Below are 8095 nucleotides of genomic sequence, written 5' to 3' on the forward strand. Positions count from 1 at the left end.
AGTGAATCAGGTTCAGGTTCAAATTCTGGCTCTGGCTCAAATTCTGGTAGCGAATCAGGCTCAGGTTCAAATTCTGGCTCTGGCTCAAACTCCGGTTCTGAATCAGGCTCCGGTTCAAATTCTGGCTCTGGCTCAAATTCTGGTAGCGAATCAGGTTCCGGCTCGAACTCCGGCTCTGGCTCAAACTCAGGTAGCGAATCAGGCTCAGGTTCAAATTCTGGTTCCGGTTCAAACTCAGGTTCTGAATCAGGCTCCGGTTCAAATTCTGGCTCTGGCTCAAATTCTGGTAGCGAATCAGGTTCCGGTTCAAATTCTGGCTCTGGCTCAAACTCAGGTAGCGAATCAGGTTCCGGTTCAAATTCTGGCTCTGGCTCAAACTCAGGTAGCGAATCAGGTTCCGGCTCGAATTCCGGCTCCGGTTCAAACTCCGGTTCTGAATCAGGATCCGGTTCAAATTCTGGCTCTGGCTCAAATTCTGGTAGCGAATCAGGTTCCGGTTCGAACTCCGGCTCTGGCTCAAACTCAGGTAGCGAATCAGGTTCCGGTTCGAACTCCGGCTCTGGCTCAAACTCAGGTTCTGAATCCGGCTCAGGTTCGAATTCCGGTTCTGGCTCAAATTCTGGTAGTGAATCCGGCTCAGGTTCGAATTCCGGTTCTGGCTCAAATTCTGGTAGTGAATCAGGCTCAGGCTCGAACTCCGGCTCCGGTTCAAACTCAGGTAGCGAATCAGGTTCCGGCTCGAATTCCGGTTCTGGCTCAAATTCTGGTAGTGAATCAGGCTCCGGTTCAAATTCTGGCTCTGGCTCAAACTCAGGTAGTGAATCAGGCTCAGGTTCGAACTCTGGCTCTGGCTCAAACTCAGGTAGCGAATCAGGCTCAGGTTCAAACTCCGGCTCAGGCTCAAACTCAGGGGATAACTCTGGCTCAACAATGACTGCACCAACTGATGTTTCAGTTAATAAACAAACTGATGGTTCTGTTGTGATTGCTGGTAAAGGTGAAGCTGGTTCGACCGTCACTGCACGGGATGCCGATGGTAAGACCATTGCTTCGACAACTGTTGGTACTGATGGGACGTTCAAGTTAACCTTACCTGGGACTGCAGTTACTTCTGGTGACAAGATTACGGTTATCCAACAAAAGGATGGCAAGACAAGTAGTGCTCTTAACATTACGGTTCCTGCTGACCAACCAAGCAGCATGACAGTTACAGTTGATGCTAACGGTTACGCTCATGTCACTGGTAAAGGGACTCCTGGTTCAACTATTTACGTCTTTACTGCTGATGGCGATTCATTAGCTTCTGGTAAAGTCGGTGCTGATGGTAACTTTGATATTCAAGTGCCATTAGACAACAGTAAGCCCGGGACGGTCTTAGCAATTGTTCAAGCAACCAATGGTGGTTTGAGTAATGCAATTGGGATCAAGGTTCCAGCTAAACAACCAACCAAAGTCGTCGTTGACAATAAGGATGGCAACATCACTGTTTCCGGCGAAGGGACTCCTGGTGCAACCATTACGATCACTGATAGTGAAGGTAATAAGATTGCTGAAGGAACTGTTGGTAAAGATGGGACATTCACAATCACTATTCCAAAGGGTTCAGTTAAACCTGGCGATACGATTTCAGTGACGACAACTGATGGTGGAAACGATAGTAATCCTATCAACATCACAGTTCCAAGTGAACAACCTGGTAGCATAACAGTTACTAACGATGACAATGGTGTTACCGTTACAGGAACTGGTAAGCCAGGTGCCACAATTACGATTACCGATAGTACTGGTAAAGAAATCGGTAAGACAACAGTCGGTTCTGATGGCAAGTTTACGTTGACAGTTTCTAAAGACGGTTTAGCCGCTGGTGATAAACTGTACGTTACTTCAACCGATGGTGGTGTTGCAAGTAATCCTGTTGGTATTACGATTCCTGCAAAGGGAACAACGACTGATGCAAACGGCGATACGATCAATACTGGAAACACTACTGGTAATGGTTCAAATACTGGTAACGGTACTGGGACAACGACCGGCAACGGTTCGAACACTGGTAACAGCACTGGGACAACCACTGGTAATGGCTCAACCAACGGTACTGGTACGACAGCTGGCAACGGTTCGAACACTGGTAACGGCACTGGCACAACTGCTGGTAACGGGACGACCGCTGGCGATGCGTTGAACAATGGTTCAAACCTCGCTAAGTTGGCCAATGACAGTAGCAAACAAGCAACTTCAAACAAGGGTTCATTGCCACAAACTAACGATTCTGTTGAAGGATCATTAGCAGTTGCAGGGACGATTATGCTTGGCTTAGTTGGCTTGTTAGGTGCTCGTCGGCGTCGCGAAGATATGATCTAAGTTAAAAAGACTTATCGTTTGAATTGACTAAATGATTGGTCGAGAAAGCGCGTAATTCAGCGATGAATTACGCGCTTTTACTTTGAAAGGCGTGATTAAGAATGTACTATTTTTTAAATGAAAGTGTGATCCAATTAGCGTCGGGGCTTGAACATGCGGAGTTTAAACGAATTCAGTTATTCAACCAATTTAAGGTGCCTGCTAAAATTGTGACCGTTGCGTATTCAGCAATGACGCGGACTAATAATAATTTTTGGCACTTGTCGGAAGAAAATTTTGTGAATTTATATGATTTTTATGCTGGGACTGAGCATTTTGAAGCAAAAAAATTAGGCTTAAACCAGTTGGCGATTGCCCGCGAAAACTATCGGTTAGAAAAGCAACCAGGCTGTGCACGGTTTTGGGATGGTCAGCGCCAAGTTGCTGAGGTCCATTATATCAATCAAGACACGGAGTTAGTCAGCACCGTTGATTACTATGATGGGGATGCGCAAAAGATTCGAACCGACGTTTATGATGAACGTGGCTTCTTAGCTTATGCCAAATTTTGGGCAACCGGTGACAATGTTAGTGAGGCCTATCTGGCATTGGAACAATTTTATACGTTGACTGGTCGGCCATACTTGGAAATCACCTATCGACACCGTGATAATCACGTTGTTTCCACGAACTATCGGCTGTTAACGGCCGATGGTGCGATCCAATCGTATATGAATCAGGCCCAACTGATTGCGAAATTTTATGATGATTTAAATACGCGGGACAATTTCCGGTCAACCTTTATCTCGGATCGGACCGCGGTCGTGAATTATCCGATGACGTTAATGCAGACGCCGGCACGCAAGATTGAATGTCTGCATAGTATCCATTTCAGCTCATATCGCAAACCATTTGATGAAGAATTGGTTTACCCGTCATTGGGTCTTACGGATCGCTTAAGCCGTACTGACATGGTGATTACCTCTACACCACAACAAGCTGATGATATTAAGGAACGGCTGCGGACTCGAATTCCAATCGTCAACATTCCAGTCGGCGTCGTTGATGAGCAACGGTTAAATGCTGAACAAATTCCAATGATCGGTAGTGGCCGCATTCGCGGTAAAATCGTGGAAGTGGCGCGCCTGTACTCCGAAAAGAATTTAAGTGAGGCCATTCTTGCATTCAAAGCAGCTCACGATCAATTGGATTGGCTGACGTTTGATATTTATGGCTATGGTGATGCGACTGACGGTTTTAAAGAAGAACATCATTTGCGAGAATTGGTGCAACAGCTAAATCTGCAAGATTGTGTCCAATTTAAAGGCTATACGAACGATATTGGTGCGGTTTATCAGCAGGCACAATTGATGCTGCTGACGAGCCGGTTGGAGGGATTTGCGTTGGCTTTATTAGAAGCCAATTCTTATGGTGTGCCAGCGATTTCATATGATACCTACTATGGTCCGGCCTATATTATTCATAATGACGAAAGTGGCTATGTGGTGCCTTATGATGATCGTGCCGCGATGACTGCTAAGATTGTGGCTGTCATGACTGATCCTGAAAAATTACAAGCATTGAGCACGGGTGCCTATGCACGTGCCCATGATTTTTCAGTCGCCGAAGTATGGAAATTATGGCAAACTAAGGTCATTGAAACAGATCCAGCCTTGGATTTGATTAATTAGTTCTGACTAAAAAAGCGTTTGACAACACCTTTAACGAGATGTTGTCGAACGCTTTTGTGTTAATTGGCTGCATCAATGGCCGCTAACATACGGGTTTCATTGTAAAACAATAGCATGATAAACATCATAAGATATAAAACTAGAGGTAGCCAAGCATAATTCAAGGTAATCATCTGTTGGGTGGCCGCATTCTGGGCATGATTAGCCGTGTATCCTGACAGATGAAATAGGCCAGCGGTGATGAGCCCACCTAAACCTAAACCGACGTTAACCCCGAAGTCATCGGTTGAAGCTAAAATACCTTCTGCTTGAATGCCCATACTCATCCCAAAGCGAATCGTGTCGGCAATCATAATTGAAACGAGCCCAATGATTAAGCCATTGCCCACGGAATTGATTAGGGTGCCACTAAAAATTAGCGGTAACTGTTGGGCTTCAGCGCCGAATGCGAGCAGCAACTGCCCAAGTGCGGCAATGGCAATCCCAGCTAACATTGTGCGCTTTTTACCAATTTTACGGGTCGCACGGACAATCAGAATCACCCCAATTAAAGCGGCAAAGGTGAAGCCATTAACGATTGGGACTAAACCTTCGTTGTGGAGCAAATACTTGAAATAATAAATGGTCGTTTGATTTTTGATGGCCGTTGTGAGCCAATAAAGCAAAATAACAATGGAAATCACGATCCATGGTTGATTCTTTTTAAGCATCCCCCAGACTTCACTGAGTGGTTGATGGGGGCGTTCAGGTTGGCTAAAGCGTTCGCGAACTTGGAAAAAGGTATTCCAGATTAAGGCTAAAGAGATCACACCAAATAAGATAATGGTCAGTAAGAAGCCTAACTGTTGATTGCCATGGCCAAAGGCGGCAACTAATGGCAAGGTGAAGACCGCGACGATAATCTGAACGGAACTGCCGAAAAATTGGCGGATGACACCTAATAAGGTCAACTCGTGTTCATTCTGAGACATGGTTGGCAGAATTGACGTAATCGGCAAGTTGACAGCGGTATAGAAGAATCCTAGGCCGAGATAGGTCACATAAGCCCAAATTAATTTGCCGTTGGGACTAAAGCTTGGCGTTACAAATGTTAAAATAGCGAAAATCACGTAAGGTAGGGCGTACCACAGAAAGAATGGCCGACTTTTACCAAAACGGGAATGGGTATGATCAATCATGATGCCAATAATTAAACTTTCGACAACGTCAGCGAGTCGCGCCACAACGAATAAAATCGCGGCCGCACTCGCTGATAAACCATAAACATCAGTGTAGAAAAAGAGCAGATAAGTGGTCATCATCTGGAAAACCAAATTATCGGCAGCGTCGCTTAGGCCGTAACTAATGCGCTCGGGCCAAGCCGTTTGCCAAGGTTGTTTCAAGGTATCATCCCCGGTTCTATAAATTTTGCGTGTTTTAATTGTACACCAATTGAATGACTGCTGATATTCAAGGGGCTCAAGGGTTAAAAAAGGAGCCATGACTGATGTCACAGCTCCATATTAGGCTAGTTTTTAGTCAATTTGGCAACTTTAGTTAATGCTGGAATTAAGCCCAGGCTATCTAAAGTTTGGTTAGGCAAGACGACGGTGTTAGAACTGCCATCTGCTAAGGCCTTCACCGCTTCTGTATTTTGGAAAATGAAGTAGTTTTCGGATGATTGGCTTAAGGCTTCGTTTAAAATCTTGGTCCGATAAGCATCGGCATCAGCTTCCGTTTGGATGGCCGTTGCTTTGGCGGTTGCACTATTCACCAAAGCCTCGTTTTGAGCCTTGTTGGTCGCAAGTAACGCCTTGTTATTCGCTTCGTTTTCAAGCGTGATTGAACGGCTTTTACCTTCCGCAGTGGCGATGGTGGCGTCACGTTCACGGGTGGCTTGCAACAGTTTGTTCATAGAAGCTTGAATGTCAGCGGATGGATTGACGGAATCAATATTGACACGATCCACGTTTAGGCCGTAGCCAGCAGTTACTGAGGAGATTTCCTTGAATAAAGCGGCGTTGATTTCTTGGGTGCCGTTTAAAACTTCATTCAATTCTTTGTTCCCAATGATCCCACGCAAGGCGGCCCGCGTATCTTGAATCATACTCCGGACGGAATCTTCGTTTTTAAAGACGAAATCTTCTATATTAGTGACGTGATACTTCAGAGAAATCTTAACGGATATCTCAGCGTTATCTTTAGTGATGACGACTTGTTGATTTAAGTCGACGGGCGTTTGCGCCGTATTAACGGTAATCACTCGTGAAATAAATGGTTTGATAAAGTGAAAGCCGGAGCTCAAAACGCGTTCGAATTTTCCGAAAGTTAAAACGACACCTTGATTCGGTTGCGTGATGATGCGTATTGAAGCGACAAGCACCGCAATCAGTAATAGAACAACGATAATACTAACGATTAATGTGACCATGATGAAATTCCCCCTGTTGGCGAGGTGTAACAGCGATTACCGTTAAGCCGTGTGCATTAGCCTGCACGATTTCGACTAAATCCCCAACGTGTAATGGTGTTGCAGCGTGGATATGGTAAAAGATGCCAAAAAACGTGACGCCGTCAGTTAAATCTGCTCGTTCGAGCGTGAATTGTTGGCCGATTAAGCGCTGTTCCAAGTATCCTTCTTGCATAACCCTTCCCACCTTTTAATTGTGATGAGTTAATTATAAGCTGTTTAGCCGTCGATTGATAGCTTAAGGGATGATTACCTAAACTGAAAAAATGTGAAATTTTAATCAAATATTTACTTATAAGGATTAGTTTAGTTAGGCAAATTTACCAACAGATATAAATAATACATAGTATGATGTAAAAGCGCTGATTATCGCCTGATAAAGAAAAGCTAGCAAGCTGAAATTAATAGATCTAGCCTAGATTAACCGTTCTAATCGTTTAAGGGATACTATGTTTACAGGGATTTTCGATAATTGGTCTAAATTTAGTACGCACATTTTAACTAACCATAGCCACTAAAATAACTAATAATTAATTGTTTATTGTATAAACTTTATTCGAACTAGTATTACTGTATCTTATATTCAATCTCGATATACCCGTTGGAAACGCTAGGCAACGCCGTTTAACCTATTTACTTTTTTATTTATTCAGTTAAAATGTGTGTTGTAGATAAGTGATTAAGGTCACTGTTACTACTATTACATGTTAAAAATGACTATAGTAATAACAATTGTTTCTGAAAATGGCCATTTTCAAACCTAGTTATGATTCAGTCTACGCTGTGGGCACATAGTTAAAATGACGATCGTTAGTCAAGTACTAACCTCGCTTGTGATAGTTTTGGCAAGTACTTGATATTCAGGGTTAATTGTGAGGTGACAAGAATTCTTGCGACGGGGATGACCGAGAATTCTTGTTTAGCGGGGAGAATCGCGACTATTTTTTGAAGATGTAGAATAGCTGTCGATTCGTATTTAAGTAAGGCTTGTTATCATTATAATTCACGTTCATTGGTTGGACTATCAATGATAATGACTGAAGGAGGTGGTGATAAGAGTAAAGTGACTGGGAATAGAAAAGACAGTCTGACGAACTTCTCCCGTAAGGATAAAGACACTAGTCGTCCATCTGGTGGGGCTGATCGGTTTGTGGACGAAAAAAAACATCAATCAAAGATGGGGACTATGGGTAAACCTGATTCTTACACTGGGCGTGTTAATTCAAATCAGGATAATAACCATGAGTCTAAATCATCGATGACTGATGAAATTCCAACGGCTGCAACCGATTTATCAGATGACGGTGCAACGTTACTTGCTTATAGTGGCCTAATCACCCTACTGGAAGAAGCGTTACTGTCGCATCACGATTGAGCGTTATCAATTTTTCACATAAGTTATGTCATATTTCTGAGTTCGGAGCTCAGAAATATTCCAGAGACGAGGTAGCAAGACTCACATTGAGACTTGTTAATCTCGTTTTTTACTTAGAATTATTATAGGACAGTCAAGTTATAAATAAAACATTATTTATAACCCCAATCTATTCATGAAACTTGAGAAATACAAAACTCGTTCGAATTCTGGCCAATTTTAGAATGCGAACGTTTTTTT

General features: G+C 43.5%; 7 protein-coding genes. 3 read left to right on the forward strand and 4 right to left on the reverse strand.

The window, feature by feature from the left end; all coding sequences use genetic code 11:
- On the reverse strand, positions 1 to 1019 hold a 1019-nt coding region (locus FFM74_RS13710; protein WP_223877234.1), incomplete at its 3' end, for a hypothetical protein.
- On the opposite strand from FFM74_RS13710, the gene FFM74_RS12225 reads away from it, so the two are divergent.
- Positions 982 to 2361, forward strand: a complete 1380-nt coding sequence (locus FFM74_RS12225) for an Ig-like domain-containing protein (protein WP_263405202.1) — start codon at positions 982 to 984, stop codon at positions 2359 to 2361. The genes FFM74_RS13710 and FFM74_RS12225 overlap by 38 nt on opposite strands.
- Before the next feature lie 101 nt (positions 2362 to 2462).
- On the forward strand, positions 2463 to 4031 hold the full coding sequence (locus tag FFM74_RS12230) for a glycosyltransferase (RefSeq protein WP_137626915.1): 1569 nt from the start codon (positions 2463 to 2465) through the stop codon (positions 4029 to 4031).
- 59 nt (positions 4032 to 4090) lie between these two features.
- Here the strand turns inward: FFM74_RS12230 and FFM74_RS12235 are convergent, their stop codons facing one another.
- The 3 genes from FFM74_RS12235 to FFM74_RS12245 form a co-directional block, all read right to left on the reverse strand.
- A complete protein-coding gene (locus FFM74_RS12235; protein WP_137626916.1) occupies positions 4091 to 5413 on the reverse strand; it encodes an MFS transporter in 1323 nt (440 codons plus the stop codon).
- 125 nt (positions 5414 to 5538) lie between these two features.
- On the reverse strand, positions 5539 to 6441 hold the full coding sequence (locus FFM74_RS12240; protein ID WP_137626917.1) for an SPFH domain-containing protein: 903 nt from the start codon (positions 6439 to 6441) through the stop codon (positions 5539 to 5541).
- Positions 6422 to 6655, reverse strand: a complete 234-nt coding sequence (locus FFM74_RS12245; RefSeq protein WP_137626918.1) for a hypothetical protein — start codon at positions 6653 to 6655, stop codon at positions 6422 to 6424. The genes FFM74_RS12240 and FFM74_RS12245 overlap by 20 nt, the downstream gene beginning before the upstream one ends.
- A gap of 858 nt (positions 6656 to 7513) precedes the next feature.
- Here FFM74_RS12245 and FFM74_RS12250 point away from each other — a divergent pair.
- On the forward strand, positions 7514 to 7855 hold the full coding sequence (locus FFM74_RS12250; RefSeq protein WP_137626919.1) for a hypothetical protein: 342 nt from the start codon (positions 7514 to 7516) through the stop codon (positions 7853 to 7855).
- Positions 7856 to 8095 lie beyond the last annotated feature (240 nt).

This window comes from Lactiplantibacillus pingfangensis (assembly GCF_005404945.1).
Classification (GTDB): domain Bacteria; phylum Bacillota; class Bacilli; order Lactobacillales; family Lactobacillaceae; genus Lactiplantibacillus; species Lactiplantibacillus pingfangensis.

Excerpts from the sequence above, each read along its gene's own strand:
- FFM74_RS12230 (WP_137626915.1), top strand. The coding sequence starts at position 2,463 with ATGTACTATTTTTTAAATGAAAGTGTGATCCAATTAGCGTCGGGGCTT.
- FFM74_RS12240 (WP_137626917.1), bottom strand. The coding sequence starts at position 6,441 with ATGGTCACATTAATCGTTAGTATTATCGTTGTTCTATTACTGATTGCG.
- FFM74_RS12245 (WP_137626918.1), bottom strand. The coding sequence starts at position 6,655 with ATGCAAGAAGGATACTTGGAACAGCGCTTAATCGGCCAACAATTCACG.
- FFM74_RS12250 (WP_137626919.1), top strand. The coding sequence starts at position 7,514 with ATGACTGAAGGAGGTGGTGATAAGAGTAAAGTGACTGGGAATAGAAAA.